Source organism: Agrobacterium sp. 33MFTa1.1 (assembly GCF_004328495.1).
Lineage (GTDB): Bacteria > Pseudomonadota > Alphaproteobacteria > Rhizobiales > Rhizobiaceae > Agrobacterium > Agrobacterium pusense.
This window is the reverse complement of the sequence record NZ_CP036359.1, coordinates 95,038-120,918: the sequence shown is the minus strand read 5'-3', so window position 1 is coordinate 120,918 and position 25,881 is coordinate 95,038. Positions and strand designations below refer to the sequence as shown.

29 protein-coding genes are annotated in these 25,881 nt (G+C 59.6%); 9 read left to right on the top strand and 20 right to left on the bottom strand.

Annotated features, from left to right (window positions below; translation table 11 throughout):
* The first annotated feature begins 15 nt into the window (after positions 1–15).
* The 3 genes from EYD00_RS14395 (at position 16) to EYD00_RS14385 (ending at position 4,054) form a co-directional block, all read left to right on the top strand.
* Positions 16–1,284: an ABC transporter substrate-binding protein gene (locus EYD00_RS14395; RefSeq protein ID WP_034496609.1), complete on the top strand. Its 1,269-nt coding sequence runs from the start codon at positions 16–18 to the stop codon at positions 1,282–1,284.
* Positions 1,285–1,398: 114 nt separating this feature from the next.
* Positions 1,399–2,952 (top strand): polygalacturonase PglA, encoded by a 1,554-nt coding sequence (gene pglA / locus EYD00_RS14390; RefSeq protein WP_034497548.1) that lies wholly within the window; start codon positions 1,399–1,401, stop codon positions 2,950–2,952.
* A 7-nt stretch (positions 2,953–2,959) separates the two neighbouring features.
* Entirely contained in the window at positions 2,960–4,054 is a 1,095-nt protein-coding gene (locus tag EYD00_RS14385; RefSeq protein ID WP_034496608.1) for a glycoside hydrolase family 88/105 protein, read from the top strand.
* A 104-nt stretch (positions 4,055–4,158) separates the two neighbouring features.
* Here the strand turns inward: EYD00_RS14385 and EYD00_RS14380 are convergent, their stop codons facing one another.
* A complete protein-coding gene (locus EYD00_RS14380) occupies positions 4,159–4,395 on the bottom strand; it encodes an acyl carrier protein (RefSeq protein WP_004444965.1) in 237 nt (78 codons plus the stop codon).
* A 301-nt stretch (positions 4,396–4,696) separates the two neighbouring features.
* Here EYD00_RS14380 and EYD00_RS14375 point away from each other — a divergent pair, with 301 nt between their 5' ends.
* Entirely contained in the window at positions 4,697–5,794 is a 1,098-nt protein-coding gene (locus EYD00_RS14375; RefSeq protein ID WP_034496605.1) for an acyltransferase family protein, read from the top strand.
* Positions 5,795–5,816: 22 nt separating this feature from the next.
* Here EYD00_RS14375 and EYD00_RS14370 read toward each other — a convergent pair whose 3' ends face one another.
* From EYD00_RS14370 to EYD00_RS14320, 13 genes are all read right to left on the bottom strand, one after another.
* Positions 5,817–6,059, bottom strand: coding sequence for a hypothetical protein (locus EYD00_RS14370; RefSeq protein ID WP_034496602.1), 243 nt, complete (start codon positions 6,057–6,059; stop codon positions 5,817–5,819).
* A gap of 95 nt (positions 6,060–6,154) precedes the next feature.
* Complete coding sequence (locus EYD00_RS14365; protein WP_034496600.1) at positions 6,155–6,442, bottom strand: hypothetical protein; 288 nt, start codon at positions 6,440–6,442, stop codon at positions 6,155–6,157.
* A 551-nt stretch (positions 6,443–6,993) separates the two neighbouring features.
* Complete coding sequence (locus EYD00_RS25935) at positions 6,994–7,131, bottom strand: hypothetical protein (RefSeq protein WP_004444959.1); 138 nt, start codon at positions 7,129–7,131, stop codon at positions 6,994–6,996.
* Positions 7,132–7,174: 43 nt separating this feature from the next.
* The gene (locus EYD00_RS14360; RefSeq protein WP_004444958.1) at positions 7,175–7,390 is read right to left on the bottom strand and encodes a hypothetical protein; all 216 of its coding nucleotides are present in this window, start codon (positions 7,388–7,390) and stop codon (positions 7,175–7,177) included.
* Between the two features lie 35 nt (positions 7,391–7,425).
* Positions 7,426–7,662, bottom strand: coding sequence for a 30S ribosomal protein S21 (rpsU, locus tag EYD00_RS14355; RefSeq protein WP_006700627.1), 237 nt, complete (start codon positions 7,660–7,662; stop codon positions 7,426–7,428).
* Positions 7,663–7,690: 28 nt separating this feature from the next.
* Complete coding sequence (locus EYD00_RS14350; protein WP_004444954.1) at positions 7,691–7,981, bottom strand: hypothetical protein; 291 nt, start codon at positions 7,979–7,981, stop codon at positions 7,691–7,693.
* Positions 7,982–8,091: 110 nt separating this feature from the next.
* Positions 8,092–8,301: a cold-shock protein gene (locus tag EYD00_RS14345; protein ID WP_003508146.1), complete on the bottom strand. Its 210-nt coding sequence runs from the start codon at positions 8,299–8,301 to the stop codon at positions 8,092–8,094.
* A 261-nt stretch (positions 8,302–8,562) separates the two neighbouring features.
* Positions 8,563–8,733, bottom strand: coding sequence for a hypothetical protein (locus EYD00_RS25930; RefSeq protein WP_175477728.1), 171 nt, complete (start codon positions 8,731–8,733; stop codon positions 8,563–8,565).
* A gap of 322 nt (positions 8,734–9,055) precedes the next feature.
* Positions 9,056–10,291 carry a Gfo/Idh/MocA family protein gene (locus tag EYD00_RS14340; protein WP_006700545.1) on the bottom strand — a complete coding sequence of 412 codons (1,236 nt, stop codon included), beginning with the start codon at positions 10,289–10,291 and terminating at the stop codon, positions 9,056–9,058.
* A gap of 19 nt (positions 10,292–10,310) precedes the next feature.
* Complete coding sequence (locus EYD00_RS14335; RefSeq protein ID WP_034496596.1) at positions 10,311–11,132, bottom strand: sugar phosphate isomerase/epimerase family protein; 822 nt, start codon at positions 11,130–11,132, stop codon at positions 10,311–10,313.
* Between the two features lie 23 nt (positions 11,133–11,155).
* Complete coding sequence (locus tag EYD00_RS14330; protein WP_022562635.1) at positions 11,156–12,319, bottom strand: dihydrodipicolinate synthase family protein; 1,164 nt, start codon at positions 12,317–12,319, stop codon at positions 11,156–11,158.
* Positions 12,320–12,329: 10 nt separating this feature from the next.
* Positions 12,330–13,472: a Gfo/Idh/MocA family protein gene (locus EYD00_RS14325; RefSeq protein WP_034496593.1), complete on the bottom strand. Its 1,143-nt coding sequence runs from the start codon at positions 13,470–13,472 to the stop codon at positions 12,330–12,332.
* A gap of 247 nt (positions 13,473–13,719) precedes the next feature.
* A complete protein-coding gene (locus tag EYD00_RS14320; RefSeq protein WP_034496591.1) occupies positions 13,720–14,430 on the bottom strand; it encodes a TetR/AcrR family transcriptional regulator in 711 nt (236 codons plus the stop codon).
* 117 nt (positions 14,431–14,547) lie between these two features.
* Here EYD00_RS14320 and EYD00_RS14315 point away from each other — a divergent pair, with 117 nt between their 5' ends.
* The 4 genes from EYD00_RS14315 to EYD00_RS14300 all read left to right on the top strand — a co-directional run bounded on the left by EYD00_RS14315 (position 14,548) and on the right by EYD00_RS14300 (position 18,825).
* Positions 14,548–15,837, top strand: a complete 1,290-nt coding sequence (locus tag EYD00_RS14315; protein ID WP_004444937.1) for an ABC transporter substrate-binding protein — start codon at positions 14,548–14,550, stop codon at positions 15,835–15,837.
* A 6-nt stretch (positions 15,838–15,843) separates the two neighbouring features.
* Entirely contained in the window at positions 15,844–16,797 is a 954-nt protein-coding gene (locus EYD00_RS14310; RefSeq protein WP_004444936.1) for a carbohydrate ABC transporter permease, read from the top strand.
* Positions 16,790–17,665, top strand: a complete 876-nt coding sequence (locus EYD00_RS14305; RefSeq protein WP_004444935.1) for a carbohydrate ABC transporter permease — start codon at positions 16,790–16,792, stop codon at positions 17,663–17,665. The genes EYD00_RS14310 and EYD00_RS14305 overlap by 8 nt, the downstream gene beginning before the upstream one ends.
* Positions 17,666–17,751: 86 nt before the next feature.
* Positions 17,752–18,825, top strand: a complete 1,074-nt coding sequence (locus tag EYD00_RS14300; RefSeq protein ID WP_004444934.1) for an ABC transporter ATP-binding protein — start codon at positions 17,752–17,754, stop codon at positions 18,823–18,825.
* An 18-nt stretch (positions 18,826–18,843) separates the two neighbouring features.
* On the opposite strand, the gene EYD00_RS14295 is transcribed toward EYD00_RS14300, so the two are convergent.
* The 6 genes from EYD00_RS14295 to EYD00_RS14270 all read right to left on the bottom strand — a co-directional run bounded on the left by EYD00_RS14295 (position 18,844) and on the right by EYD00_RS14270 (position 24,388).
* Positions 18,844–19,323 (bottom strand): hypothetical protein, encoded by a 480-nt coding sequence (locus EYD00_RS14295; RefSeq protein WP_006700540.1) that lies wholly within the window; start codon positions 19,321–19,323, stop codon positions 18,844–18,846.
* Positions 19,320–19,580, bottom strand: a complete 261-nt coding sequence (locus EYD00_RS14290; protein WP_006700539.1) for a DUF4160 domain-containing protein — start codon at positions 19,578–19,580, stop codon at positions 19,320–19,322. The genes EYD00_RS14295 and EYD00_RS14290 overlap by 4 nt, the downstream gene beginning before the upstream one ends.
* Positions 19,581–19,667: 87 nt before the next feature.
* Positions 19,668–20,444, bottom strand: a complete 777-nt coding sequence (locus EYD00_RS14285) for a sugar phosphate isomerase/epimerase family protein (RefSeq protein WP_006700538.1) — start codon at positions 20,442–20,444, stop codon at positions 19,668–19,670.
* Positions 20,441–21,457, bottom strand: a complete 1,017-nt coding sequence (locus EYD00_RS14280) for a hydroxyacid dehydrogenase (protein WP_034496587.1) — start codon at positions 21,455–21,457, stop codon at positions 20,441–20,443. The genes EYD00_RS14285 and EYD00_RS14280 overlap by 4 nt, the downstream gene beginning before the upstream one ends.
* A complete protein-coding gene (locus EYD00_RS14275) occupies positions 21,454–23,331 on the bottom strand; it encodes a DUF2264 domain-containing protein (RefSeq protein ID WP_051674169.1) in 1,878 nt (625 codons plus the stop codon). The genes EYD00_RS14280 and EYD00_RS14275 overlap by 4 nt, the downstream gene beginning before the upstream one ends.
* Positions 23,324–24,388 (bottom strand): LacI family DNA-binding transcriptional regulator, encoded by a 1,065-nt coding sequence (locus tag EYD00_RS14270; protein ID WP_004444930.1) that lies wholly within the window; start codon positions 24,386–24,388, stop codon positions 23,324–23,326. Before EYD00_RS14270 ends, EYD00_RS14275 begins: the two co-directional genes overlap by 8 nt.
* A 112-nt stretch (positions 24,389–24,500) precedes the next feature.
* On the opposite strand from EYD00_RS14270, the gene EYD00_RS14265 reads away from it, so the two are divergent.
* Positions 24,501–25,793: an ABC transporter substrate-binding protein gene (locus EYD00_RS14265; protein WP_034496585.1), complete on the top strand. Its 1,293-nt coding sequence runs from the start codon at positions 24,501–24,503 to the stop codon at positions 25,791–25,793.
* The last annotated feature ends 88 nt before the right edge of the window (positions 25,794–25,881 follow it).

Here is a 25,881-nt window from a genome sequence, read left to right as displayed (position 1 = left end):
AGGAGGAGAAGAACAATGAAGATGATGGCCAGAATGATGGTGATGCTTGCCGGTGCCGCTTATGTGGCGATGGCGACCGCTCCTGCGGCAGGTGCCGCGGAACTGCGCATGTCATGGTGGGGCGGCGAGAGCCGCCATGTCGCCACCCAGAAAGCGATTGCCGCCTGTGGCGAGAAATACGGCCACACGATCAAGGGCGAGTTCACCGGTTTCGACGGTTATCTCGAAAAACTCACCACCCAGATGGCGGGCAAGACGGAAGCTGATATCGTTCAGGTCAACTGGCCGTGGCTGCCGCTGTTTTCCAAGAATGGCGAAGGTTTTGCCGATCTGCGCCAGCTGAAGCCGCTCGATCTTTCCCAATGGGCCGAGAGCGATCTGGAGGCGGGGTCGATGAATGGCGTGCTGCAGGGGCTTTCCGTTTCCACCACCGGCCGCGTCTTCTTCTTCAATGCCACGACCTTCGAAAAGGCGGGTGTCGAAATTCCGAAGACCTGGGATGAGTTCTTCGCGGCGACGAAGACCATCAAGGAAAAGCTCGGCAAGGACTATTATACCTTCAACGCCGTCAAGGAGACCGCCCAGCTTCTGGTGACGCTGGCCGTTGTGCAGAAAACCGGCAAGGATCTGGTCGATCCCAAGACAAACCGCGTGGCCTGGACGCCGGAGGAACTGGCCGAGGGTATCTTCTTTGTCGGCAAGCTGGTCGAAACCGGATCCATCCGCTCCCAGAAAGAGGAAGCGGCCGATGGCAATGTCAATCTTTATGAAAAGCCGTCCTGGTCTGAAGGCCGCATTGCCGGCTCCTATGAATGGGATTCGACCTATTCAAAATATGCCGATCCCCTGAAGCAGGGGCAGGTTCTGAAACCCGTGTCGATGCTGAAGCTTGCAGACGCGGTGACCGAGGGGGTCTATCGCAAGCCTTCAATGGTGTTCTCGATCTCTAAAAACTCGAAGAACCCGGAAACAGCGGCGCAGATATTGAACTGCCTGCTGAACGAGCCTGAGGGTATCGACGCACTCGGCACCTCGCGTGGGTTGCCGGCATCCAAGGCTGCGGCTGCACGTCTGGGCGACAAGGGCGAGCCGGAAGTGCGAGCCGCCAATGCCATCGTCATGGCCGCATCCGGGCCGGTGGTATCGCCCTTCAACGAACATCCGGAAATCCGCTCGGCCTTCATCGATACGCTGGAAGAATATGCCTATGGCCAGCTGACGGCGGAGGAGGCGGCCGAGCAGATCGTCGATTCCACCAATGATGTTCTGGCGAAGTTCGATTGACGGCAATCGCCCGCCGCCGCGTCCGTGGCGGCGGGCTCACTGACCGGCTGCCGGAACATGCGAGGCATGTCCGCCAGGGCCTGGCCGGATAGGGACGAAAGACGGGAAATGAACATGAACGAACCCCTTATCATCGCGTCTTCAGCGCGAACGGCAGCGCTTTGCCTCGCCGCACCCGGCGCTCGCCATTTCCTTCCGGCGAGGACGGAGTGGCGTTTGTCGTCGACGGAAGGCGACGAGCGGCGCGGCGAAACTGCGGCGGTGGTGACGCTGCTGCATGATCTCTTCCCGGATACCTGCTATCTGTTCGAGGCCGAGGGGTTCGCAGCGCTGGAGTTCAGAACCAGCCCTTGCGCCGGGCTTGTGGAGGCTGCGGCGTTCTCCCTGGTGCCGGATGTCGCGCTCGATGATGAAGAGGGCGCGCGTGCCAATGCCGAGGCGCTGGAAAGGGCGGTGGCTGCGGTGCCGCATGGCGGCACATTGCAGCTTGCGGCCGGTTTCTGGACGTCCTTCCCTGTCCGCCTCAAAAGCAACATGACCTTCCATCTTGCCGAGGGAGCCGTGCTGCGCGCCCCTTCGAGCCGCAAAGGGTGGCCGATCCTGCCGGCACGCGATGATGCGGGCCATATGCTCGGAAGCTGGGAGGGCCTGCCGGATGCCTGTTTCGCCGCGCCGGTTCATGCCATCGGGACAGATAATCTCATCATCGAGGGCAGGGGCGTTCTCGATGGCTCGGGCGACAGGGGTGACTGGTGGAGCTGGCCAAAAGAAACCCGCGACGGCGCGCGGCGGCCGCGCGGCCTGCATCTCGTTTCCTGCCGCAAAATCCAGCTTCTCGGCTTTACGATAAAAAACGCCGCCTCATGGACAATCCATCCGCAGGGCTGCGAAGACTTGATCGCTGCCGGCCTCACCATCAACGCGCCGCATGACAGCCCGAACACCGATGGTTTCAATCCTGAAAGCTGCCGCAACGTCACGATATCGGGCGTTCGTTTTTCGGTCGGAGACGATTGCATCGCCGTAAAGGCAGGAAAGCGCGGCCCGGATGGCGAAGACGATCATCTCGCGGAAACCCGTGGCATTCGTGTGCGCCATTGTCTGATGGAGCGCGGCCATGGCGGGCTGGTGATCGGCTCGGAAATGTCCGGCGGCGTGCATGACGTGTCTGTGGAGGATTGCGACATGGTCGGCACGGATCGCGGCCTGCGCCTCAAGACGCGGCGCGGACGGGGCGGCATCGTCAGCAATATCGCCATGCGCCGGGTGCTGCTGGACGGCGTGCAAACCGCGCTTTCCGCCAATGCACATTATCATTGCGATGCTGATGGACATGACGAACGGGTACAGTCGCGGAAGCCGGCGCCGATCGACAAGGGCACGCCATTCATCGATGGAATTACCGTGGAAGACGTCGAAATACGCAATCTCGCCCATGCTGCGGGCGTCTTTCTCGGCCTTCCCGAAGCACCCATCCGCAATGTCGCCATCCGCAATCTCACCATCGTCTCGCGCGATCCATCGGCCATCGCCGCGCCTCCAATCATGGCTGACCGGGTTCGTCCCATGCGCCATGAGGCGATTGTTGTCGAGCAGACACATATAGTCTGCGACGATCCTGCCATGCTGAGCGACGCTTCCATTTCCACCGTTTCAGATCGCGATTGAGAAAACCATGAAAGCCACTGAATATTTTGAGCAATTCTGCAGTCGTTATAGGCCTTACAAGGGCGGCAGCTGGTGTTATGAGGATGGATGCATCTACCGCGGCCTGCAGCAGCTGTCCGAGGCCACCGGAGAGGCGCGCTGGAGCGACCATCTGCACCGGCTCGCCGATGTGCAGATAGCGACCGACGGCACGATCGCCGGTTACGATCCGCAGGAATATAATATCGACCATATTCTTGCCGGCCGTCTCCTCTTTCCCCTTTCGGAAGAAACGGGCGACCCACGGTATCTCGCTGCCGCGGACCATCTGGCTGGGCAGCTACGCAGCCATCCACGCATCGCCTGCGGCAATTACTGGCACAAGAAACGCTATCCGCATCAGGTTTGGCTGGACGGTCTCTATATGGGTCTTCCGTTCCAGATTGAATATGCGCAGGCAACGGGGCGGCCCGAACTGATCGACGACGCGCTGAGGCAGTTTTCAACGGCACTTGCCCTGACGGCGGATACCGGCGGGCTCTATGTTCATGGCTACGATGAAAGCCGCACCCAGCGCTGGGCCGATCCGCAGACCGGCAAATCGCCGGCCGTCTGGGCCCGTGCGGTCGGCTGGCTGGCCATGGCGCTGGTGGATGCGCTCACGATACTGCCGGATGATGGCCGGACAAATGAATTGCGACAGAGCACACGGCGCCTCCTGGCTGAGATCGTCGCACGCCAGACAGGCACCGGTCTGTGGATGCAGGTTCTCGATAATCCGGATCTGGAGGGCAATTACGAGGAGACATCCGCCTCCGCAATGTTCTCCTATGCGCTGCTGCGTGCGGTCCGTCTTGGGCTGCTACAGGGAGAGGCGGCGGGCGCGGCTTTGTCCGCAGGTCGTCGCGCGCTTTCGGCTCTGCTGGAGACCCGGCTTCTGGCGGGCGAAGACGGTGTCACTCGTCTTGCCGGCATCGTACACGTCGCTGGACTTGGTGGTTTCGAGGGCAATTATCGCGACGGCTCGCCGGAATATTATCTGACCGAGCCAGTGGTTAGCGATGACGCCAAGGGAGTGGGTCCCCTGATGATGGCCTTTGCCGAAAATCTCCTGCTGGTCTGATGTGCCACCACCTCGATGAGCAGGATAGTTAGAGCGGGACACCCCGAAATTTGGCCCGGTTGCGACGCTATCGGCGGATCAGGCCCGCCTCCGGCGCTTCACCGTCAAGCCGTGCTTTTTTCGATGAAGCGGATGGCGTCGCCGACGGTCAGGATCGTATTTGCGGCGGAATCCGGAATCTCCACCCCGAATTCCTCTTCGATCTCCATGACCACCTGAACTATTTCCAGAGAGTCTGCACCGAGATCGTCGGCGAAACTGGCATCGTCCACGACGGCGGCAGGGTCTGCGCCAAGCTGGTCCACGATGATTTTTCTGATACGTTCGGCAATTGTGGGCATGAGAAGGCTCCGCGAGAGTGGTTGTCGCCGAACCTGCCCCATGGACATTGCCGGAACTTGTTCTTGCAAAATCACACATTTGCAGGAACAACACGGCTGTGCCACGGGGTCGAAACATCGATGACATCCGGACGTAGCACGCCTTTCTCCGCTGCGAAAGGGTGCCGGCCTCGAGCCCATGTCCGGAAAAATTCGCGGCGACTGCAAGATTAAACGGTTTGTGACTGGAAGCGGAGAACCGGGACGCGGTAAAGCTGGTTTCCATTGAACAATTGCCGCTATCTCATTGAGCATCAACGCCATGGCCCCATCATCCCCGGAACGCTTCATCTTGCTTGACGGCATAAGGGGCGTGGCTGCGCTCTTTATCGTCCATCGCCACGCCGAGCAGTTTTTCGGCAGGGATCCGGCCTCGAGCTATCTTGCCGTTGATCTGTTTTTTGCTCTCAGCGGCTTCGTGCTGGCTCACGCCTATGGCGTCAGATTGCGTGACGGGGCTATCACGCCCGGCTTTTTCATGAAGGCGCGCTTCGCCCGGCTTTATCCGCTTTATGTGCTGGCACTGGCGTTGATGGTGGCCTATTTCATCTGCCTTTATGTGCTGGGTCTGCCGACGCCGATCGACGATCTGCATCGTCTCATCGATCCCGGTGAACTGGCCTTTGCGCTGGTGACGGGGCTTCTCTTTCTGCCGGCGCCTTTCACGTTGACCCTCAATGGCGCGCTGTTTCTCGTCAGCCCGGCGTGGTCGCTTTTCAACGAACTGGTGGTGAACGTGGTCTATGCCCGCTGGGGCGTGCGGGCGACGGTGAAACAGATCGCAGCCGTCATTGTTGCCAGCGCCATTGTACTGGTGGTGGCCGCCGCCGCGTCTGGAAAGCTGCATCTCGGTTTCCGTTGGCATGAAATGTATGCCGGCATGGGCCGGGTATTCTTTTCGTTTTTCGCCGGCGTGCTGGTTTACCGGTTCCGCAACCGTGTGCCGGAGCTGAAGCCCGTCCAGGCCGCGCTGTGTCTGGTGCTCGTCTGTGTCATCCTTGCCGTGCCCGTATCACGCGAAGTCCGGCCCTTCTTCGACCTCGCAATCGTCCTGCTCCTCTGGCCGCTGCTGCTGTTCGTGGCCAGCCGAACGGTGCCGGGCCCCATGGTGAGTGCACTTTCGGGGTTTCTTGGTACGGCGTCTTACGCCGTCTATGTCCTGCATATTCCGCTTCTGGCATGGACGGAGTTTTTGATCCCGTCCATCACGCAGCAGAATATCGCCCTGCCAGCCGGCGTCCTGTTTCTCATCGGCACGACGTGGATTTCATGGTGGCTAACGGTCCGTTACGATCAGCCCGTTCAGAAATGGGTGAAAAACCGTCTGCGGAAACGCGCAGAAACCCGCCAGCCCGTCTAGTCGAAACAAGCGGGCCTGAAATTCAGTAGTGGGCAAAGATAGGCGCGGTCAGCACAAAGGCGGCCACAAGGCTGATGATCGTCAGTTTCGCCGCTCGCATGCGGCGCATTCTGCGGCCGCTCCAGTCATACGTCATACTCTCTCTCCACGCAGACGCAAACCCGCCGGTATGGAACCCGCTGACGTCGAGGCCTGTCCCGGCCTTCAGCGCGCATGTTCCATCCGTCACCTTCGTGCCGCCTGATCCGCGCACGGAGGTATCCATTTCAGTGTTGCCTGATATACATCATTTGCCAAGCCGTTATTTTCATCGGTGATTTTGAAGGCCTGGTTCCCGTCGTTATGGATGGAAGAGCGCCGTTATCGGTAGAGAGGCGGCAGCCCCTGAATCGCGTAACGTGGCAACGGTTTCCATGATTTACTGCGATCATGTTTATGAACGCCAAAAAGAAAGCGCATTTCCTTCGAAAGCTCGGCAGGGTCGGTCAGCCCGCCCTGAAACAGCTGGATCACCTTTCGGGCGGCATTGTTGTAAATCATGACCTCCTCGTCCATGGTGTGCCGGTCATAACCGAGGTCTGCCAGCACCGACTGGAGCATCTTGAGGTCCTGTGACGAAATGATGCAATTTTCATATGCGGAAGACATCACGTCCTCCTTTCTATGGGGTTCACCAAAACTGTGGTGTCTCGCGTCGCTGCGGACGTCATGCGACGCCGCTTCCGTGCATCCGAGCGACAGGCCGTGCCATTAAAGCGTCGCGCCTTGGACATTCATGTCGTGTGGGTCCGTATCGTTCCTGCGGGTTAACGACATGAGCAGGACGAGGGCTTCAGCGGCCGTCGTAAAGCGGCGGTAACGCCCTTTTCAGTGATTGGGAGGGTGCGCCCATTGGGCGGAATAGACAAGTTAATTCCGTCGCAGTCGGCGGCAGTCGTGCATATTTATCTTCGGCTGCTCACGGCAACAAAAAAGGCCGGGGCAATATTGCACCGACCTTCCTCATATCGCTCTCAACACCAGTGCCAGTACATCCGTGGTCAAAAGTCTGAAGCGACTAAAACAACTGCGAACGACGAATTCATTCGCGCTCACCAGCAGTTGCTATGAGAGATATATAGAAGAGCAATATGGCCAAAACAAGTCCGGTCTCCCAGACGAGAGATTTATCGTCGTGACCTGCGCGCCGACACCGTGCCCTACTTCTTCTTGCCATCCGCTGTCGTGGCGTTTGCGAACTTCACCTGCGAACCGGCTGGCGCCGCGGCGGGTGTTTTCGTCTTGTCCTTCTTCGGCTTGCGGATTTCCTTGTTACTGCGCAACTGACCCTTTGCCATGGTGTCGTCCTCCTGCGTTGACCGGGTGATGTAAAAGCGCCCGCTATCTGTTACCGGATCGTTTCTTTGCGGGCACCGGATCGGCGGCGACAACCGCCGCTTCCTGTGCCTCGCGAAGCTGGCGAAGGCGTTCCGTCTTGCGGGCGCGCTGGTCGGCTTCGGCGTTGATGATCTGCTTTGCCGCGCTGTCGGTCAATGATGCTTTGTCCTGAGCGGACAGTTTACCGGGCTTGAAAAAAACTTCTTTCGTGGCGGCCATGGCAGTCTCCTTCGCGGAAGAGCGTTGTAGGGCGTTTACCGGGTACGGGCGGCCTTTTTGGGCGCTGGCAGCAGCCCTTCGCGCTGCATCTTCTTTTTCTCCAGCTTGCGGTGGCGGCGTACGGCTTCGGCTTCTTCGCGAACACGCTTTTCCGACGGCTTTTCATAGGATTCGCGGGCGCGCATCTCGCGGAAAATGCCTTCACGCTGCATTCTCTTTTTCAGGACGCGAAGGGCCTGTTCAACATTGTTGTCTCTGACGAGTACCTGCAAGACTATCTCCTTTAAGCGGCCAATGCCGCTACTTTCTGATTTTGATCGTGTTCAGGTTGATCCAGCTTGATCCGGTTTCGCGTGGCGAGAGGCTTTCGCCTTTGCCTAGCCGCGAGGCCGTCGACATCGATGCATCTATCTCATCGAGTGCGACGCTGCGCTCAAAATTCTCGTGCTGGAAACGCACCCTGTAACGAACCGTTCCCTGGGCTTCGGGCATGACTGACACGATCCGGCCGGGACCATCGGGCTGTGCATTGCCAAGGACGCCGGACTTCAAAAAGACGGTGTCACCGCAATGATAGGAATTTTTACGCATGAGGACCTCCATGGCCCAAAAACAAAAGGCCGGGCTTTAACCCGACCTCTCACAGTCATCGGCAAGCGCAGCCAGTACATCCGTGGTCTGCGGTGCCAAAATGACGAATATCAAGCTGCCTGAAGGTTGTCGGCAGAGCTCTTTCCGGACCGACGGTCCTGGACGATCTCGTAGCTGATCTTCTGGCCGTCGTTCAGAGAACGCATGCCAGCGCGCTCGACAGCGGAAATGTGGACGAAAACGTCCGTGCCGCCATTGTCAGGCTGAATGAAGCCGAAGCCCTTGGTGGCGTTAAACCACTTTACAGTACCAGTGTTCATAACGATTTCCTTTCGTAGAATCGTTGTGGTTCCCGCGATACCTTGCGGGATAAGATCGATTATTTGAGAGGAAATCCGACGGGGAACAGTCTGTTCCAGAACGACGTCACAAGCAATGGTCGATAAGGTAAATATAAGCTCAATTTTCGATTTTGCAATGACCACCGTGAAGAAACAGGTATTTCGCGACGGTTCGGGGGCTAAGTGACTGTTAATGCGCCGAAATATAATAAATGTATGATATTTCGGCGCAAATGGTCATCAACCGGCGCCAGGCGTGACATTCTTGCTGTCGCCATCCGGCAGGCTTCCTGCGCCTGGTGTCTTTTCATGGTCGGTCAGGGAAGGTTTGGCGTGCGGACCTGCAGGAGGAATGTCGCTGGCCTTCGAAGCCCTGTTGTCGTCGTTTTTCGTCTTTTGCTCTTGCGTCATGGCGTTCTCCTTCTGACAGGGAAACGCCGACGGCAAGACGAGGTTCCGTAACCGTGCAAGGGCGCGGGCGGGCGTGATCGGTCAGCGGCGGGAGCGCGGCTTCTTCTCTTCCCGATTCATGTCGCGCCCCACCCATTTGAAGAATACGACGAGGCTGACGCCGATGATGATGAGCGGAACGATGGATTGCAAACTGGACATGACTCACTCTTTCTTCCCCCGGCAATCAATTTACCGGTATGGAAGGAGTGCGTAATCTGCGGAATATCGCCCGTTCTTTTTGGTGGTTGCCCGTGGCGGATGGCGCCACGGGCTGAGGCAGCTAGAGGGGCAGGGATTTCACCGGCTGGGAGCCGCCTTCCAGCGCACTTTTCAGTGCCGCCACGCCTGTCAGAACCGACATGGCGCCAGCGCGCGAACCAGCCCGCTGCCGCAGCCGGTCGTTGGAGCCGGGCTTGAAGATCATGTCGCGCATGCGGTTGTCGCCGCCATAATGGCCGCCCGGCTCATGCGGCACCCAGATGTGCTCGACGCCGCCACCGAAGCTCTTCACCAGCAGGATTTCATCGGCCGGCGGCTCCGTCCAGGGCTGCTTTTCATATTGGCGCATCTCGATGCGACCCTTGTGGCCGTTGAAGGCGATGTGGTGACCCTCTATCGGCATGTAGGTGTTGAGTGAATAGGAAACCTGCACGCCGCTGGCATAACGGATCGAAGCGCTCATGGTATCGGGAATGTCGATGTCCTCCCGGAAAACGCAGGCATCACGCATGTATCCGTCAATGCTTGACGGGTCCTCGTAGAGCGCATCGAGGAAAGGATCGGCGCCGAGGTCCATGAAATAATCACACTCATTCTTGTGCGGACAGGTGCGACAGCGCGTTCCGCGGAACGGGCCGTTCTTGCCATAATGCAGCAATTGCCCGAAGCCCTTCACCTCGACGGGATCGGAGTCGAGATACCAGTTCAGGAGGTCGAAATGGTGCGTGGCCTTGTGCACGAACAGGCTGCCGGAGTGTTCTGTGAAGGCGTGCCACCGGCGGAAATAATCCGCGCCGTGCTGGTTATCGAGATACCAGTGGAAATCCACCGAGGTAACGGTGCCGATGGCGCCTTCGTCGATCAGTTCCTTGATGCGGGCTGCGGTGGGAGAGAAGCGATAATTGAAGGAGACATCGACCCGGCGGCCGCTTTTGGCCTCGGCTGCGCGAATCCGGTCAATCTTTTCGGGGGTGGTGGTCATCGGCTTTTCGCTGATGACGTCTGCCCCGCCTTCCAGCGCGCGGATGATGATGTCGTCATGCGTATCGTCGGGCGTGCAGACGATCACCAGCTCCGGGCGCTGCTCTTCCATCATCCGGTCGAAATCGTCGTAAAGCGGTGCGCTCGATCCCATCATGGCGCGGGCGCGCTCGGCGCGCATCAGGTTCAGGTCGCAAATGCCGACGAGTTCGACATAGTCGCTCCAGCCGGCCAGCAATTCGCGGCCCCACATGGTGGTGCCACGATTGCCGGTGCCGACCAGCGCATAGCGTTTGCGTTTCACCCTTTCAGGCATTGTCTCTCTCCCGGATCTATCAACAAACAGTCTTGAAACGCTCGACCACGGTGGCGAGGACCTCGTCCACCGGGCGCGCCTGCCAGCGATGCGAAAAGATTTCCACTTCCTGCGGGCCGTGGAAGCCCGCAGCCTCGATCATGGCGCGAAATGCCTTGAGGTCAATCACACCATCTCCCATCATGCCGCGATCGTTGAGCGGGTCAGTGGTCGGCACCAGCCAGTCGCAGATGTGATGGGCGAGAATTTGGCCATTCCTGCCGGCCCGCGCCACCTGCTCCTCCAGTTCCGGGTCCCACCAGACATGATAGACATCGATGGCCACGCCGGTGCCGGCACCCAGCCGGTCACAGAGGTCGAGCGATTGTTTCAGCGTGTTGATGCAGGCGCGGTCCGCGGCATAGAAAGGATGCAGCGGTTCAATGGCGAGCGGCACGCCGGCAGCCCGCGCATAAGGAAGAAGTTCTGCCATGCCGTCCTCCACCATCTGCCGCGCACCTTTCAGATCGCGCGAACCGGTGGGCAGGCCGCCCACGACAAGCACAAGGCAGTCGGCCTTCATGGCGGCGGCCTCATCGACGGCGCGCTTATTGTCCTCGATGGCGAGACGTCGGCCTTCAGCGTCAGGAGCCGGGAAAAAACCGCCGCGGCAATGACCGGACAGGCGCAGGCCGTTCCGCTCAACGATGCGGGCGGCTTCCGCAAGGCCGATACCGTTCACCTGCTCGCGCCACGGTGAGATGGTGGTGATGCCATGGGCGAGGCAGGCATCCACGATGGCTCCGAAATTTGCGCCTTGCCGCACGGTCGCGAAATTGATGGAAAGGCCTTCAAGGCTCATCTTCTATCCTCCCTCGTTCTGCTTCAGCTGATACCCCGGACGGCGAGAAATGCCTTCATCCGGTGCGTCGCCAGGTCAGGTTCAGCCAGCACGTTGGCCTTGTCCGCCAGCCGGAAAAGCTCGGCGAAATGCTGCGTGGAACGGGTGCTTTCCTGGCCGCCGACCATGGTGAAATGATCCTGCAATCCGTTGAGATAGGCGAGGAACACCACGCCGGTCTTGTAGAAGCGGGTGGGCGCCTTGAAGATGTGGCGTGAAAGCGCCACCGTCGGCTCCAGAATATCGAAGAACTCATTGTCGGCACCGCGCTTCAGGCTGGCCAGCGCCTTGGACGCAGCGGGAGCGATGGCGTCGAAAATGCCGAGCAGGGCGTCCGAATGACCCTTCTCGTCACCGGCGATCAATTCGGCATAATTGAAATCGTCGCCGGTATACATGCGCACGCCAGCGGGCAGGCGGCGGCGCATGGCAATTTCCTTTTCCTTGGAGAGAAGTGAAATCTTGATGCCGTCGATCTTGTCGGCATTCTCCTCGATCATGGCAAGGCAGGTGTCCATGGCGGTCATATGGTCGCCCGAACCCCAGTAGCCCTCGAGCGCCGGGTCGAACATTTCGCCCAGCCAGTGGATCACCACTTTCTGCTCGGCGCGGGAAAGCACCCTGGTGTAGGTCTTGAGGTAATCATCGGGCGAACGGGCGGCGGCGGCGAGCGCGCGGCTGGCCATCAGGATAACGCGCCCGCCTTCTCCCTGAACAAAATCAAGCTGTTCGAGGTAAGAGTGGACAATCTGGTTCAGATCGTAACCGCTGCCGTTCAGATGATCGGTGCCCACCCCGCAGGCAATCAGCGCATCCTTGCGGCTGGCGGCTTCCTTGAGCGAACGGGAGATCAGCTCCTGGGCCTGCGGCCATGCCAGCCCCATGCCGCGCTGAGCCGTGTCCATCGCTTCCGCGACCCCGAGGCCGAGGTCCCAAAGGCGATGACGGAACCGCAAGGTCGCGTCCCAATCGATCGCGGGGGTCAGCCACGGGTCGTTGTCGGCAAGCGGATCGGCCACCACGTGGGCGGCTGCGAAAGCGACGCGGTTGAAATCGGCGGCACTTCGTTTTTCAACCGCGACCGGCGTGCCGGATAATCTGTAGACCTCGATGCTGCGGTCGTCCTTCGGAAGCTTGAGTTCACTCATGTCAGCCTCCTCAGGAAAGGGCGGGAACGTCGAGCCAGCGGCGTTCCTTCCATGATTTCAGCCCCAGCTCGGCAAGCTGCACGCCCTTCACGCCTTCCATCAGGCCATAAGGCCACGGGTCGTTATCGACGAGGTGGCGCACGAACATTTCCCACTGCGCCTTGAAGCCGTTGTCATAGACGACATTGTCAGGCACTTCCTGCCAGGTCTTGTAGAAGTCGATGGTCTGCGGCTGGTCGGGGTTCCATACCGGCTTCGGCGTGTTGGTGCGGTGCTGGGTGAAGCACTTCGTCAGGCCAGCGACGGCCGAGCCGTGGGTGCCGTCCACCTGGAAGGTGACGAGATCGTCACGGCGCACCCGTACCGCCCATGAAGAGTTGATGTGGGCGATAATTCCGCCCTCCAGTTCGAAGGTGGCGTAGGCGGCGTCGTCCGCATCCGCCTTATAGGCTTTGCCCTGTTCATCGAAACGCTCCGGAATGTGCGTCGCTCCGAGGCAGCTCACGGATTTCACCGGTCCGAACAGATTGTCGAGCACATAACGCCAGTGGCAAAGCATATCGAGAATGATGCCGCCGCCATCCTTCAGGCGGTAGTTCCATGAGGGGCGTTGCGCTGGCTGCCAGTCGCCCTCGAAGACCCAGTAACCGAACTCGCCCCGCACGGAGAGAATCTTGCCGAAGAAGCCGCTGTCGCGCAGCATGGCGAGCTTGCGAAGGCCGGGCAGGAACAGCTTGTCCTGCACCACGCCGTGCTTGATGCCCGCACTTTCGGCCAGGCGGGCAATCGCCAGCGCCTCATCCATCGTGTCCGAAATCGGTTTTTCGCAATAGACGTTCTTACCGGCCTTGATGGCTTTTTCCAAAAGGCTGCCACGCATCTGTGTCGTTCCAGCGTCGAAGAAAAGTGTGTCGTCAGGGTTGGCGAGAGCGGCATCAATATCGGTCGTCCAGCGCGCGACATTATGCTTTTTGGCGATTTCCTCGATCTTCGCGCCGTTGCGGCCGACGAGAATGGGATCGAGCATCACCCTTTCACCGTTCTTCAAAAGCACGCCGCCCTGATCGCGAATGGCGAGAACGGAGCGCACGAGATGCTGGTTGTAACCCATGCGGCCGGTGATGCCGTGCATGATGACGCCGATACGTTTCATGAATTTCCTCCCAAGGCGACCTTTTCCCGCAAGGCCGCTTCCGTCAAACATGGTAATTTGTAACCATTTGGTTATTTGTGATCGCGAAGAACACGATCTGTCAAGGTGTTTTTTGACAGGAGAAATTGATGAGGTTTGAAGGTTCGCCCTTGCAGTTATTCGCTGCGCCGCAAAAGAAAATGACGTGCTTCGCGGATGCGAATGGCGCGTCATCGCTGTAGTTAAACAGGAATCCGGTTTGGCTCGTTCAGACCCGCCGCACTGCAGCAAGCAACGTGTCGACGATGTGCTGGCCCCATCGCTCCAGCTCGGCAGGGTCTGTCAGGTCGCGCTGGAAGATCGTTGACAGGGTGAACCTGTTCGACAGGTAGAAGGCGCCGAGCGAAGCGATGGTCAGATAAACGTCGATCGGGTCGAGGCCGTCACGGAATTCGCCGGCGTCGCTGCCACGCCGCAGCACGTCCTCAAGCTCGGAAATGAAATTTGAGTGCATCGCTGTGATCGTCGGTGATTGCCTGAGATACCGGGCTTTATTGAGGTTTTCCGTGGCGAGGATGCTCAGGAATTCGGGGTGGTCGAGAAAGTAGTGCCAGGTGAAAAGCGCAAGTTCCCGCAAGCCCTCGGACGGGGCCTTACGGGCCAGATCAAGCCGTCTTTCAGTGTGGCGGATATGGCGGTAGGCGTCTTCCAGAACGGCGAGATAAAGCGCATCCTTGTCGCCGAAATAATGGTAGATCATCCTCTTGTTGGTCCCGGCGCGGCGGGCGACGACATCGATTCTGGCCCCCGCCAGCCCTTTGGCGGCCACCTCGCGGCGGGCAGCTTCAAGAATGGCGGCGCGGGTTCTTTCCGGGTTTCGCACCTGGGTCGTGGCCCGTTTGCGCTTTGGCGGCGGCGTTTTCTCCACGGCCGGATCGGGGCCCGGATCGGACGGCTGGTTCTTAGTCGTTTCTTCCATTTCGGCACCCGCTTGACAATGTTTGCGATCGGTGTTCCCATGTAACCAATTAGTTATAAAACGGCAAGTGTCGTTTGCGTTCATCATCAATTGGCAGTCAATAGGGAGGAGTTGCCAATGCCCGTGATGCTTCAGAGGAGAACTGTGCTTTCGGCAGGGCTTGCGGCCCTGTCGCTTGCAGCATTGGGAGGTGGTTCGGCGCAGGCGCAGGCTGCGCGCCTTCGCATGTTGTGGTGGGGGTCGCAGGAGCGTGCCGATCGCACCAACAAGGCGATAGCAGCCTACAAGCAGGTGAAGCCCGATCTCGACATCGCCGGGGAATTCGCCGGCTGGAGCGATTATTGGCCCCGCCTTGCAACGCAGGTGGCGGGCCGCAATGCGCCCGATCTGATCCAGATGGATTATCGTTACATCTTCGAATATGGCCGGCGCGGCGCGCTGGCGCCGCTGGATGATTACATCGGCAAGGGCTTGAAGATCGAGGATTTCGGCAAGATGAACATCGATTCCGGCAGGGTCGATGGCAAGCTTTACGGCATCAATCTGGGGGTCAATTCCAGCGCCGTCTTCTTTGACAGGGCGGCCTGGGAAAAATCCGGCGCGACACCGCCGGCCATCGGCCAGACCTGGGAGGAGTTTGCGGAAAATGCCGCCAAGCTCAGCAAGAACAAGCCGAAACCCGGTTATTACGCCACAGCCGATGCGAGCGGTGTGGAGCCGAGCTTTGAAAACTGGCTGCGCCAGAACGGCAAGTCACTCTACACGCAGGATGGCGGCATCGGCTTCGATCCGACCGACGCGACCAAGTGGTTCACGCTCTGGGCGGATCTGCGCAAGAGTGGTGCCTGTGTGCCCGCCGATGTGCAGGCGCTCGACCAGCTCAATATCGAAACCAACCCTTTGACGACGGGCAAAGCGGCAACCGCATTTGCCCATTCCAACCAGTTCGTCGGGTATCAGAAGCTCAACAAGGCCAAACTTGCCATCAGCTCCTATCCGAAGAGCACGAAGGACGGCCCCTCCGGCCACTACCTTAAACCTTCCATGCTCATCAGCGTCGCCAATGGCAGTGCCGGTATCGAACAGGCCGTCGGGTTTATCAATTTCCTCGTCGCCGAGCCGGAAGGCATCGATATTCTCGGCGTGGAGCGCGGCGTTCCGGCGTCGGAATCCATGCGCAACGCGCTGACCCCGAAACTCGATGAAGTCAGCAAGAGCATGGTGGAATATATCGCCGAAATTACACCCGGCGTCGGCGATCTGCCGCCGGCGCCACCTCCGGGTGCGGGCGAATTCGCCTTTGTCCTGAAACGCACGGCGGAAGAAGTCGGCTTCGGCAAGATCACCCCGGAAGAAGGCGGTGACCGCCTCGTCAAGGAATCCGAAACCGTTATCAAACGGAAGTGATGGTTTATGGCCTTTCGATCTGAAACTCTTGTGGGGGAGAGCCGTGGCGCGGCTCTCCCGAAACGGGGCGGCCTGAAGCGGATCTTCGACCGCAACATTCACGCCTACCTGTTTCTCCTGCCCTGGCTGATCGGCTTTTTTGGCCTTACGCTGGGCCCGGCGCTTGCGTCGCTTTATCTGTCCTTCACCAACTACGACCTGTTGCAGTCGCCGGACTGGGTGGGTGCGGCCAATTATGTGCGCATCGCCACGGCCGACCCGAAATTTGCCGCCGCCATGCAGGTCACCTTCACCTATGTGCTGCTGTCGGTGCCGCTGAAGCTGATTTTCGCGCTGCTGGTGGCGCTCGCCTTCAACCGCGGCATCCGCGGCCTGACCCTCTATCGGGCGATTTTCTATCTGCCGTCCTTGTTGGGCTCCAGCGTCGCGATTGCCGTTCTCTGGCGTCAGCTTTTCGCCTCTGACGGTCTCGTCAACATGATACTCTGGCAGGCCTTTGGTTATGAAGGGCCGAGCTGGATTTCCAATCCGGATTATTCGATCTACACGCTGGTCATCCTGTCGGTCTGGCAGTTCGGTTCGCCGATGATCATTTTCCTCGCAGGTCTGAGGCAAATTCCGCAGGACATGTATGAGGCCGCCGAAATCGATGGCGCAAGCAAGGTGCGGCAGTTCTTCCGCATTACGCTGCCGCTTCTGACGCCCGTCATCTTCTTCAACGCCGTGATCCAGACGATCGATGCCTTCAAGGCCTTCACGCCGGCCTTCATCATTTCCGAGGGCACCGGCGGGCCGATCAATTCGACTCTGTTCTACACGCTCTATCTTTACCAGGAAGCCTTCGGTTTCTTCCGCATGGGTTATGCCTCGGCGCTTGCCTGGATCCTGGTGATCATCATCTCGCTGTTCACGGCCTTCTCGTTCCTCAGCGCAAAATACTGGGTGCATTACGATGACTGACGCTGTTACCGCTCCCCGGCCGGGACAAGGCCCGCAACGCTCGCCGCTGAAATCGGTGATGCTCCATACGGCGCTGATCATCGCCTCCTTTGCGATGCTCTATCCGATCCTGTGGATGATTTCAGGCTCCTTCCGGCCGCAGGACGAGCTGTTCGGCTCATCCTCGCTCATTCCCTCGGCGGTGGATGTCGGCGGTTATATCAGAGGCTGGACCGGGCTGCAGGTGAGCTTTGGGCAGTTCTTCTGGAACTCCTTCTTCATTTCGGTGCTGGCCACCATCGGCAACGTGGTCGGCTGCTCGCTCACAGCGTTCGCTTTTGCAAGGCTTCGCTTCGGCGGGCGCAATTTCTGGTTCGCGCTGATGCTCGGCACCCTGATGCTGCCCTATCACGTCGTGCTCATCCCGCAATATATCCTGTTCCTGGAAATGGGCTGGGTGAACACATCGCTGCCGCTGATCGTGCCGAAGTATCTCGCGACGGACGCCTTCTTCATCTTCCTGATGGTGCAGTTCTTCCGCGGTATTCCGCGTGAGCTGGATGAAGCGGCTGTCATGGATGGCTGCTCACCCTTCCGTATCTACTGGAAGATCATGCTGCCCCTGTCGCTGCCGGTTCTGGCAACGGCCGCCATCTTTTCCTTCATCTGGACCTGGGACGACTTCTTCGGTCCGCTGATCTATCTGAACGACATCAACACCTACACCGTGCAGCTCGGTCTCAGGTCCTTCGTGGATTCCACCGGCAGCTCGGACTGGACCTCGCTTTTCGCCATGTCCAACCTGTCACTGGTGCCGGTCTTCCTGTTTTTCCTGTTCTTCCAGCGGCTGCTGATTGAAGGCATCGCGACGACGGGAATGAAACGCTGAACGGATCCCGGATCGGGAACGTATTCTAAGACAATCAACACTGTCGCAGCCGTCCCGCATGCGGCGCGACAGTCGGGAGAAACAGCATGGCAAGCAGCATTACGCTCGAAAAAATCGTCAAGCGGTTCGGCGCTTTTCCGGTCATCCACGGCATCGATCTCAAGATCGAGCCGGGCGAATTCACCGTCTTCGTCGGCCCTTCGGGCTGTGGCAAATCCACGCTTCTGCGCATGATCGCCGGGCTTGAGGAAATCTCCGAAGGCGATCTGCGTATCGACGGTGAGAGGGTCAACGAAACCGCTGCCTCCAAGCGCGGCATCGCCATGGTCTTCCAGTCTTATGCGCTCTATCCGCATATGAGTGTCTACAAGAACCTCGCCTTCGGGCTGGAAACGGCAGGTTACAAGAAGCCGGAGGTGGAGGCGCGGGTGCAGAAGGCTGCCGATATCCTGCAGATCGGCCCGCTGTTGCAGCGCAAGCCGAAGGCGCTTTCCGGCGGCCAGCGCCAGCGTGTCGCCATCGGCCGCGCCATCGTGCGCGAGCCGAAAATCTTCCTGTTCGACGAACCGCTCTCCAACCTCGATGCGGAACTGCGCGTGCAGATGCGCGTCGAAATTGCCAAGCTGCACCAGACGCTCGGCAGCACCATGATCTATGTGACGCATGACCAGGTGGAAGCCATGACCATGGCCGACAAGATCGTCGTGCTGCGCGACGGCCGCATCATGCAGGTTGGCCGCCCGCTCGATCTCTACAACAATCCCGCAAACCAGTTCGTCGCGGGGTTCATCGGCTCACCGAAGATGAATTTCCTCTCCGCAAAAGTGGCTTCAGGCGACACCTCCAACCGCACCATCGAAGTGGCGGGACAGCGCATCGTGCTTGAAAAACCGGTCACTGCTCAGCAGGGGGAACCGCTCACCTTCGGTGTGCGCCCGGAACATGTGAACCCGCAGGCGCAATCCTCTCTCGGTGAAGCTTCCATCCAGCTCGTGGAACATCTCGGTGGCTCGACGGTGGTTTACACCAGCACCCCCGACGGCCAGCCAGCGACCGTGCTTCTCGATGGCCAACGCCAGATCCGCATCGGAGAAACGATTCCCTTTGCCTTCGATCTGGGCAAGACGCATCTGTTTGGGGCGGATGGACGGCGGATATAGTGCCGCAGAGGAACTGTCTTATGCGGCGTGCCTGGGACGTCCCGGCCGCCGGGGGCGGAAATGAGCATGTAATAGAAGCGGGTCGCGCTGGCTGGCCCGTAACAGCATCTTCACCGCATGGCTTACCGGTGTGCCAGCGCGGTAGTTGTTCCATGTCCTCAAGGTCACACCAAGAAAATCCGCCGCCTCATTGTTGGAAAGGCCGATGTCCTCCTGCCATTTGCGCAGGTCGTCGACGTCAAAGTCGCGCTGGTCCTCGGCGATCTGGTAAAGATGATAGGAGTCGATTGCGAGATCATCGCCTTCCCATTCCACGCTGGCGCCATAGTCGGTGACTTTCGCAGTCTCCCAGATACCCGCTGAACGGAGGGGAGCGAGTAACTCTCCTCCCGTCGCGATCCACCCCGTCAGATTGGCGGTTGACCGTCTGCCATCGGCCCAGTCGATCGTGAGTGAGCTGGGCAGGGTGGGCAGGATGGCTTTGACGCGTGGTGTCATGACTTGCTTCCCTTAGCTGCAATAGGAAAACGCGGGTTAGTGCGATTCCACTCCTCAACAATCAGGCTCCCATTGGCCTTCGCCCATGCCAAAGCTTCGGCCTCCGCCCTGCGGGATAGTTTGCCACGCAGGATTTCCAGAGTTTCTATGTGGACAAGGGCATCCGCATCAGGTGTTATGATGTGGAAATGTGGTGGCAGGTGATCGTTCGCATACACGCGTACGATCATGTTTCCAATTTGAACCAGCTTGCCCATCCAGCACCCATATCCTCAATAAATATGGTGCATAATTTTCACTATGGCAAGTTCGGCTGCAGGATATTTATGATGAGCAGGCGGGATCTAAGACCTGTCGAGAATCTTCCGAAGCGTCAGCGCGTCTTCCGCAAACTGGCCGATGTCATCACCCCTGACGAATTCCAGCATCGCATAGGCGGTTCTCGTCCATTCGCCCTCAGGCAAAGCCGCGATGCACGCCCGCCAGTAGTCTGCGCGGTCGGCAAGCGGCAGGCGGCTGGCGTCGGCGAGCCAGGCGAACACATGCAGATGGCAGATGCGCGGGCCGAGCGCGGATATTTCCGCGAGTGCCTCTTCCAGCGGCAGGCCCGGGGCGGGCTGCCAGTAGAAGAACAGGTTGGGCATCGGCAAATCCTGCGCCAGCTGCTGGGCGGAGGGGAGGGCGTCGGTCAGCGAATTCGGGTGATATTCGAGGCCGATCGTCATCCCGTAGTCTTCCGCTCGGTGAGCAATTGTCGCCAGCGCTTCCGTTGCCGCGCGGCGTTCCGCGGGTGTGTAATCGGCGGATGGACGTTTGCGTTGCCCCGGCCAGATACGGATATGCTGTGTGCCGAGCGCCCTTGTGGTTTCGAGCACACTGGTCACATCGTCAGGTGTGAAATCCGGCGCGAAGATATAGGAACCGTAGGACGAGACGGAGAGGCCCGCTTCTGCCGTCCGCGCAGCAACCTGCCGCGCATTTTCGAGGTCGCCCGGCGGGACATGGACATCCGCACCCCATTCGATTGCCCTGATGCCATTGCTGGCCGCAAGCTCTATCACGACCTGTGGCGTCAGGGAGCGGAAGGTGACGGAGCACAGGCCGGGTTCGAAAGGTCTCACGCGATCAGGTCCAGATGTTCGGGCCGCACCTGCTGCTGCAAAGGCACCGCGCAGCAGAAGCGTTCGATTTCGGCAATCGCCATGTCGCCGAGCCTCGCCCGTTCGAGACCGGTGGCGCCGGCAATATGCGGCGTCAGGAAGACGTTCGGCAGGCTGTAAAAGGGTGAGTCCGGCGGCGGCACTTCGGGATCGGTCACGTCGATGACGGCTTCGATGCGTCCGGTTTTCAGTTCGGCCAGAAGCGCGTCTTCATCCACAAGTGCGCCGCGCGCCGTGTTGATCAGGGTTGCGCCGTCCTTCATGCGGGCAAGCGCTGCCGCGCCAATCATGTGCCGCGTCTGCGGCAGGGAGGGCGCATGCAGGGAAATGACATCGCTCGCCGCCATCAGCTCTTCGAGCGAGGCAAGACGGACGCCGAGCTTTTCCGCTTCCGCAGCACCGAGAAGCGGGTCGAAAAGCATGAGATTGAGATCGAAGGGCTGCAATAGACCAATGACGCGACGTCCGATGCGTGACGCGCCGACGATGCCGACCGTGAGGCCGAGATTGCCGATGGCCTGCGCCTGCAATCGCTCGACCGGGGCTCGGTCGCGATGCTCCAGATAAAGACGCCTGAAGCCGAAGGTCCGCTTGCCGGCCAGCAGGATCATCGCCAGAGAAAATTCTGCGACCGGCTGCGCATTCGCCTCTGCGGCGCTGCACACCGTAACGCCCCGATCGAACACCGCTTGCGACAGGAAATATTTTACCGTGCCGGCAGCATGGGAGATGAGCCTGAGGCGGGGCATCAGCGCCAGTTCCTGCGCGCCGATATCCGGACAGCCCCAGCCGGTCAGGAGGATATCCGTCTTCGCCAGCTGCTCTTTCACCGCGGGATCGTGGAAATCGCGGATTGTGCCTGTGTCGAGAATCTCGACCCTCTCTGACAACCTGTCGAGCGCCTGCGATGTCAGCACATGCTCGGTCCGTTCCGGGTCCATGGCTATGCTGAGACGCGGAATCGGGCTCGTCATTGCGGCTCTCCCCTGGCCGCCATGCTGCTGACCGGCACGCCCTCTCTCGCGAAGAGGCGATCAAGCGCCTCCAGGTCGGGAATGGCTGGAACCGAAGCCATTGCTTTCTCGCCTTCCGGGCCGCTCACTCCGGCAAAGACCGCGCAAACCAGAACGCTCTCGCCGGCGGCGATCTGGCCGCGCAATTGCGGCACGGTGGTCTTGGCGTTGATGAGATTTGTATTGGGCAGTGCCTTCAGCGCCACGCCGTGCCGGTCTATGTTCGAACCGAGATCGATGATTGCCGATATGTCAGTGCCACAATCCGTCGTCGCCCGTCCGGCCTCTTCGCTCACGGCGTCGCGGTCGCCATCGTTGCGGTTGATCGCAAAACCACCTTCCGTAACCCAAAGGGAGCGGGCAGAGGTGATCCGGTGCAGTCTGATATGCCAGTCGCCAGCCGCAACCAGCGTGGTTTCAACGGCGACATCGGCAAACGGCTTCCATGTCGCCCGCAGGCTTGCTCCCGCCAGCAGAACCTTCTCGTTGGTCTCGCGCACGCGGTAATGCAGTCCGTCCTCGGAAAAGGCCAGCATATTGTCGAAACCGTTGGTCTTGAAGCCACGCTCGTCCACTTCCACGCCGAAGCCGTAGCGGGAGGAATAGGCGAATTTTGCGTATTTTTCCGGCCCGCCGCGCATGGAGAGATTTTCCTGGCCGCTGGAGAGCGCCGTGACGTTGCCTTTCGTCCGCATCATCACCATGCCGGGATGAACAAGCGGCTTAGGGCTTGCGGACGGTTCGGGCAGCCTTTCCTCCGCCTGCCAGAAGGGATGACTTTCCGGCAGGGCAAGCGGCAGGAAAGCCTTGAAAGCCCAATAGGGCGAACCTGCCGAATTATAACTTTCCGACATGGTGAGCTGCGGATAGGCGTAGCCGATGGAGAGCACGCCATCGCGATCGGCAATCGGCTTTTTGGCCCACCAGCGCAGGTGCTGCAGATAAAGGCCCTTGATCTCGCCCCAGGGCAGCGCCTCCTCGTCGGCAAAGGCAAGGCCCGCCCAGAAACCGCCACAGGCAAAACGGTAGGTCATGGAGCGGCCGAAAGCCAGGGTTCCGCCATCCTCATCGAACCAGCTGGCAAAATCGCCAGCGAAAAGCCGTGCGCGCTGCCGGTAACGCTCGGCATAGGCGTCATCAGGCTTGCTGAGTTTCGCGTAAATCAGCCCGTAGAAATGCATGGCGAAGGCAATGTAGTGATCGATGCGGCGATAGTTGCCGTCGCGATACCAGCCGTCGGATATATAGAAATCGTCGAGCTCCTTCTGGAAGGTTTCGGTCAGGCTGCGATCGAATTCGATACCGAGATTATCCAGCGCCATGTCGACCATGACGCGAAAAAACTTCCAGTTATTATCGGCGTAACCGCGCTGACGGGCGGTAAGCAAATAGCGGCGCACATTGTCTTTCTGTGTATCGGACAGTGGTTCCCACAGATGCTGCGGCGCAAGCCGCAGTGCAAAACCGATTGCAGCGAGCTCCACCAGCCGCTGATCCTTCTGGCGCACATCGCCCCAGTATTCAGGATGGGAAGGATCGGTGCCGTTGGCTATGCCCCGGGCGAGAAGCGGCCAATGGTCGAAACGATCGCCACTCAGCGCAAGCGGAGCGATGCCCCAGAGCGGTCGGGCAAAGCCTTCCAGATCGGCCGCCGCACGGTCGAAGTGCGCGGCCGCTCCGCTGAGCGTCACCCTTGCGCCACCCTGCGAGAAATAGGGAAGAAGCGGCACAAAGCTATCATGCAGCGCCCGCCGGACATCGGCGCGGCTTTTGAGCGGATTGCCGTGCAGCGGGTTAAATCGCGCCATATGGGGTCTGCTCATGGTGTCATGCATCGCGCGTCGCCTTTCCCGTCTTTTTCGCCTTGCCGGCTGTCTGTCCTTCCACCAGCTGCACGCCAAGTTGCACCTGACGGGCATTGGCTGAAGGCTCGGTCAGGCGCCGCCGCAGCAGGTCAACCGCTTCGCGCGCAATCTCGCGGCGATCGACCCGGATCGTGCTGAGACGTGGGGTAGAAAGTTCGGCAAAGGGCAGGTCATCGAAACCGATGATGGAAAGATCGTCGGGAACGCCGAGGCCCAGCTCCTGCGCTGCCCCGAGTGCGCCAAGGGCAATTGCGTCATTCATACAGAAAATGCCTGTCAGTTCAGGGTTTTTGGCCAGCAGCTGGCGAACCGCGTCGCCCGCCTGGCCGAAGCCGCTATCTGCCGTCGAAAGCAGGAACTCCTCATAGGTCGTTCCTTTTTCCTCAAGTATCGTATGGCGGAAGCCGCGCATGCGCTCCCTGATGGTGTGGCGATGATGCGGACCGATATAGGCGACCTTGCGATGGCCGAGTTCCAGAAGCCGCCGGGCCGCCAGCGCGCCGCCGTAAAAATTGGAAGGCGAAACGCAATCGAGCATCATCGAGGGGTCAGCACTGTTGACAAGAACAGGTTGCAGTACGCCCTGCGTTATGCGGTGGATGATCTCCTCCTCGGGATCGAGCCCGATGGCCAGGAGGCCGTCCACCTCACAGACCCGCTGGATCAGGGAATCGTCGATCTGCTTCTGGTGCAATAGCCTGATGTCGAGTTCGAAACCGTCCGTCTGGGCGAGGCTGCGCAGCACATCGAAAATATCGTGGTAAAAGGCGCCAATATCGCCCGTCGCCCTTTCCGCGGACATGAGCGCGAGGATTGTCTTGCCTTCCAGCTGCACACCGGCCGACTGGTTGGTCGCCGGTCGCAAGGGGTATCCGAGCTCCGCCGCAACTCCCAGAACCTTGGTCTGGATCGACGCGCTGATTCCTTTTTCCCCTGCGAGAACACGCGAGACTGTGCTGATGGAGACCCCGGCGCGCTGGGCGATATCCGACTGGCGCGGACGGCTGATGTCGGGCGTATCGTTCATATCGGCTCCTGCGCTTGCAAAAAAATCTGTTATGATGCAAATATTGCAAACAAAGAAAATTTGCAAGAATTTAAGTGATATCAGAAAAATTTGCAAAACGCGGGAGGAGCAGATGCAAATGATTGATAGACGCGGGTTTTTGGTGACGGCGGCGCTGGCGAGCCTGGGTGCTGCGGCGGGCGGTTTTCGCGCGGCTGCGGCTGAAACCCGGCTTCGTTGCGTGTGGTGGGGATCTGCCGATCGCAGCAAGCGCACCAACGATGTGATCGCTCTTTACCAGAAGGCCAATCCGCAGACCGAAATCAGCGGGGAAATGATCGCGGGTTCCGATTACTGGACCAAGCTTGCGACATCGATGGCGGGGCGAAACGTCGCCGATATCTTCCAGCTCGAACCTTCCACCATCGCCGATTATTCGGGTCGAGGCGCTTGCATGGAGCTGGATCAGTTCGTCGGCAAGTCGCTTGATCTTTCCACTTTCGGCAAAAGCGAGATCGATCTCTGCCGTATCGACGGCAAGCTTTACGGCGTCGGCCTCGGGCTGAATTCCTTCTGCATGATGTATGACGCCGACACGCTGAAAGAAGCGGGTGTTTCCGTTCCACAGGATCAGATCACCTGGAAAGCGCTTGCTGAACTGGCGCGCGATTTCAAGAAGAACGGCCCGGCGAAGCGCAACTATTGGGCCGTACCCTATGGCGCGCGTTATCATTATGTCTTCGACGTCTGGCTGCGCCAGCGCGGCAAGCTTCTGTTTCAGGACGGCACCATCGGCTTCAACAAGGAAGATGCCAAGGAATGGTTCGCCTATTGGGAGGACCTGCGCGAGAACAAGCTTTGCGTTTCCGCCGATATCCAGACGCGTGACGACAATACCATCGAATCCAATGCGCTGACGCTTGGCAATTCGGCCATTGGTTTTGCCTATTCCAACCAGCTTGTCGGTTACCAGAAACTCAATAAGCAAACGCTGTCCATCGGTATGCTTCCGGGTGAGGGGCCGGGCAAGCCGACCGGGCATTATTATCGGCCGGGCCTCATCTGGTCCATTTCGTCCACTTCGACCAACGCGGAAGCGGCGGCGAAATTCATCAACTTCTTCGTCAACGATCTGGAAGCAGGCAAGGTGCTTGGCGTCGAGCGCGGCGTGCCGCCCGCCAAGGTTGTGCGCGAGGCATTGTTGCCGACGCTCAACGAGACCGAGCGCAAGACGGTGGATTACATTGAGAGCCTGTCGGGCAAGCTCGATCCCTATCCGGAGCCCGCCCCGATCGGCGCCAATGAGTTCGACCGCGGCGTGATGCGCCCCATCGCCGATTCGCTCGCCTTCGGCCGCGCCAGCGTGGATGAAGCAGCGCAAAATCTCGTCGACACCGGCACGCGGACCCTGCGCAAGCGCGGCTGACGACGAAAGGGCACCGCCGCGCGGTCTCGCAGCCGCGTGGCGATGCCTTTTTCATGAAGCGAGGGCGGTGAATCCCGCTTTCCGTCTT

Excerpts from the sequence above, each read along its gene's own strand:
- EYD00_RS14395 (WP_034496609.1), top strand. The coding sequence starts at position 16 with ATGAAGATGATGGCCAGAATGATGGTGATGCTTGCCGGTGCCGCTTAT.
- pglA (WP_034497548.1), top strand. The coding sequence starts at position 1,399 with ATGAACGAACCCCTTATCATCGCGTCTTCAGCGCGAACGGCAGCGCTT.
- EYD00_RS14385 (WP_034496608.1), top strand. The coding sequence starts at position 2,960 with ATGAAAGCCACTGAATATTTTGAGCAATTCTGCAGTCGTTATAGGCCT.
- EYD00_RS14380 (WP_004444965.1), bottom strand. The coding sequence starts at position 4,395 with ATGCCCACAATTGCCGAACGTATCAGAAAAATCATCGTGGACCAGCTT.
- EYD00_RS14375 (WP_034496605.1), top strand. The coding sequence starts at position 4,697 with ATGGCCCCATCATCCCCGGAACGCTTCATCTTGCTTGACGGCATAAGG.
- EYD00_RS14370 (WP_034496602.1), bottom strand. The coding sequence starts at position 6,059 with ATGGATACCTCCGTGCGCGGATCAGGCGGCACGAAGGTGACGGATGGA.
- EYD00_RS14365 (WP_034496600.1), bottom strand. The coding sequence starts at position 6,442 with ATGTCTTCCGCATATGAAAATTGCATCATTTCGTCACAGGACCTCAAG.
- EYD00_RS25935 (WP_004444959.1), bottom strand. The coding sequence starts at position 7,131 with ATGGCAAAGGGTCAGTTGCGCAGTAACAAGGAAATCCGCAAGCCGAAG.
- EYD00_RS14360 (WP_004444958.1), bottom strand. The coding sequence starts at position 7,390 with ATGGCCGCCACGAAAGAAGTTTTTTTCAAGCCCGGTAAACTGTCCGCT.
- EYD00_RS14350 (WP_004444954.1), bottom strand. The coding sequence starts at position 7,981 with ATGCGTAAAAATTCCTATCATTGCGGTGACACCGTCTTTTTGAAGTCC.
- EYD00_RS14345 (WP_003508146.1), bottom strand. The coding sequence starts at position 8,301 with ATGAACACTGGTACTGTAAAGTGGTTTAACGCCACCAAGGGCTTCGGC.
- EYD00_RS25930 (WP_175477728.1), bottom strand. The coding sequence starts at position 8,733 with ATGACGCAAGAGCAAAAGACGAAAAACGACGACAACAGGGCTTCGAAG.
- EYD00_RS14340 (WP_006700545.1), bottom strand. The coding sequence starts at position 10,291 with ATGCCTGAAAGGGTGAAACGCAAACGCTATGCGCTGGTCGGCACCGGC.
- EYD00_RS14335 (WP_034496596.1), bottom strand. The coding sequence starts at position 11,132 with ATGAGCCTTGAAGGCCTTTCCATCAATTTCGCGACCGTGCGGCAAGGC.
- EYD00_RS14330 (WP_022562635.1), bottom strand. The coding sequence starts at position 12,319 with ATGAGTGAACTCAAGCTTCCGAAGGACGACCGCAGCATCGAGGTCTAC.
- EYD00_RS14325 (WP_034496593.1), bottom strand. The coding sequence starts at position 13,472 with ATGAAACGTATCGGCGTCATCATGCACGGCATCACCGGCCGCATGGGT.
- EYD00_RS14320 (WP_034496591.1), bottom strand. The coding sequence starts at position 14,430 with ATGGAAGAAACGACTAAGAACCAGCCGTCCGATCCGGGCCCCGATCCG.
- EYD00_RS14315 (WP_004444937.1), top strand. The coding sequence starts at position 14,548 with ATGCCCGTGATGCTTCAGAGGAGAACTGTGCTTTCGGCAGGGCTTGCG.
- EYD00_RS14310 (WP_004444936.1), top strand. The coding sequence starts at position 15,844 with ATGGCCTTTCGATCTGAAACTCTTGTGGGGGAGAGCCGTGGCGCGGCT.
- EYD00_RS14305 (WP_004444935.1), top strand. The coding sequence starts at position 16,790 with ATGACTGACGCTGTTACCGCTCCCCGGCCGGGACAAGGCCCGCAACGC.
- EYD00_RS14300 (WP_004444934.1), top strand. The coding sequence starts at position 17,752 with ATGGCAAGCAGCATTACGCTCGAAAAAATCGTCAAGCGGTTCGGCGCT.
- EYD00_RS14295 (WP_006700540.1), bottom strand. The coding sequence starts at position 19,323 with ATGACACCACGCGTCAAAGCCATCCTGCCCACCCTGCCCAGCTCACTC.
- EYD00_RS14290 (WP_006700539.1), bottom strand. The coding sequence starts at position 19,580 with ATGGGCAAGCTGGTTCAAATTGGAAACATGATCGTACGCGTGTATGCG.
- EYD00_RS14280 (WP_034496587.1), bottom strand. The coding sequence starts at position 21,457 with ATGACGAGCCCGATTCCGCGTCTCAGCATAGCCATGGACCCGGAACGG.
- EYD00_RS14275 (WP_051674169.1), bottom strand. The coding sequence starts at position 23,331 with ATGCATGACACCATGAGCAGACCCCATATGGCGCGATTTAACCCGCTG.
- EYD00_RS14270 (WP_004444930.1), bottom strand. The coding sequence starts at position 24,388 with ATGAACGATACGCCCGACATCAGCCGTCCGCGCCAGTCGGATATCGCC.
- EYD00_RS14265 (WP_034496585.1), top strand. The coding sequence starts at position 24,501 with ATGCAAATGATTGATAGACGCGGGTTTTTGGTGACGGCGGCGCTGGCG.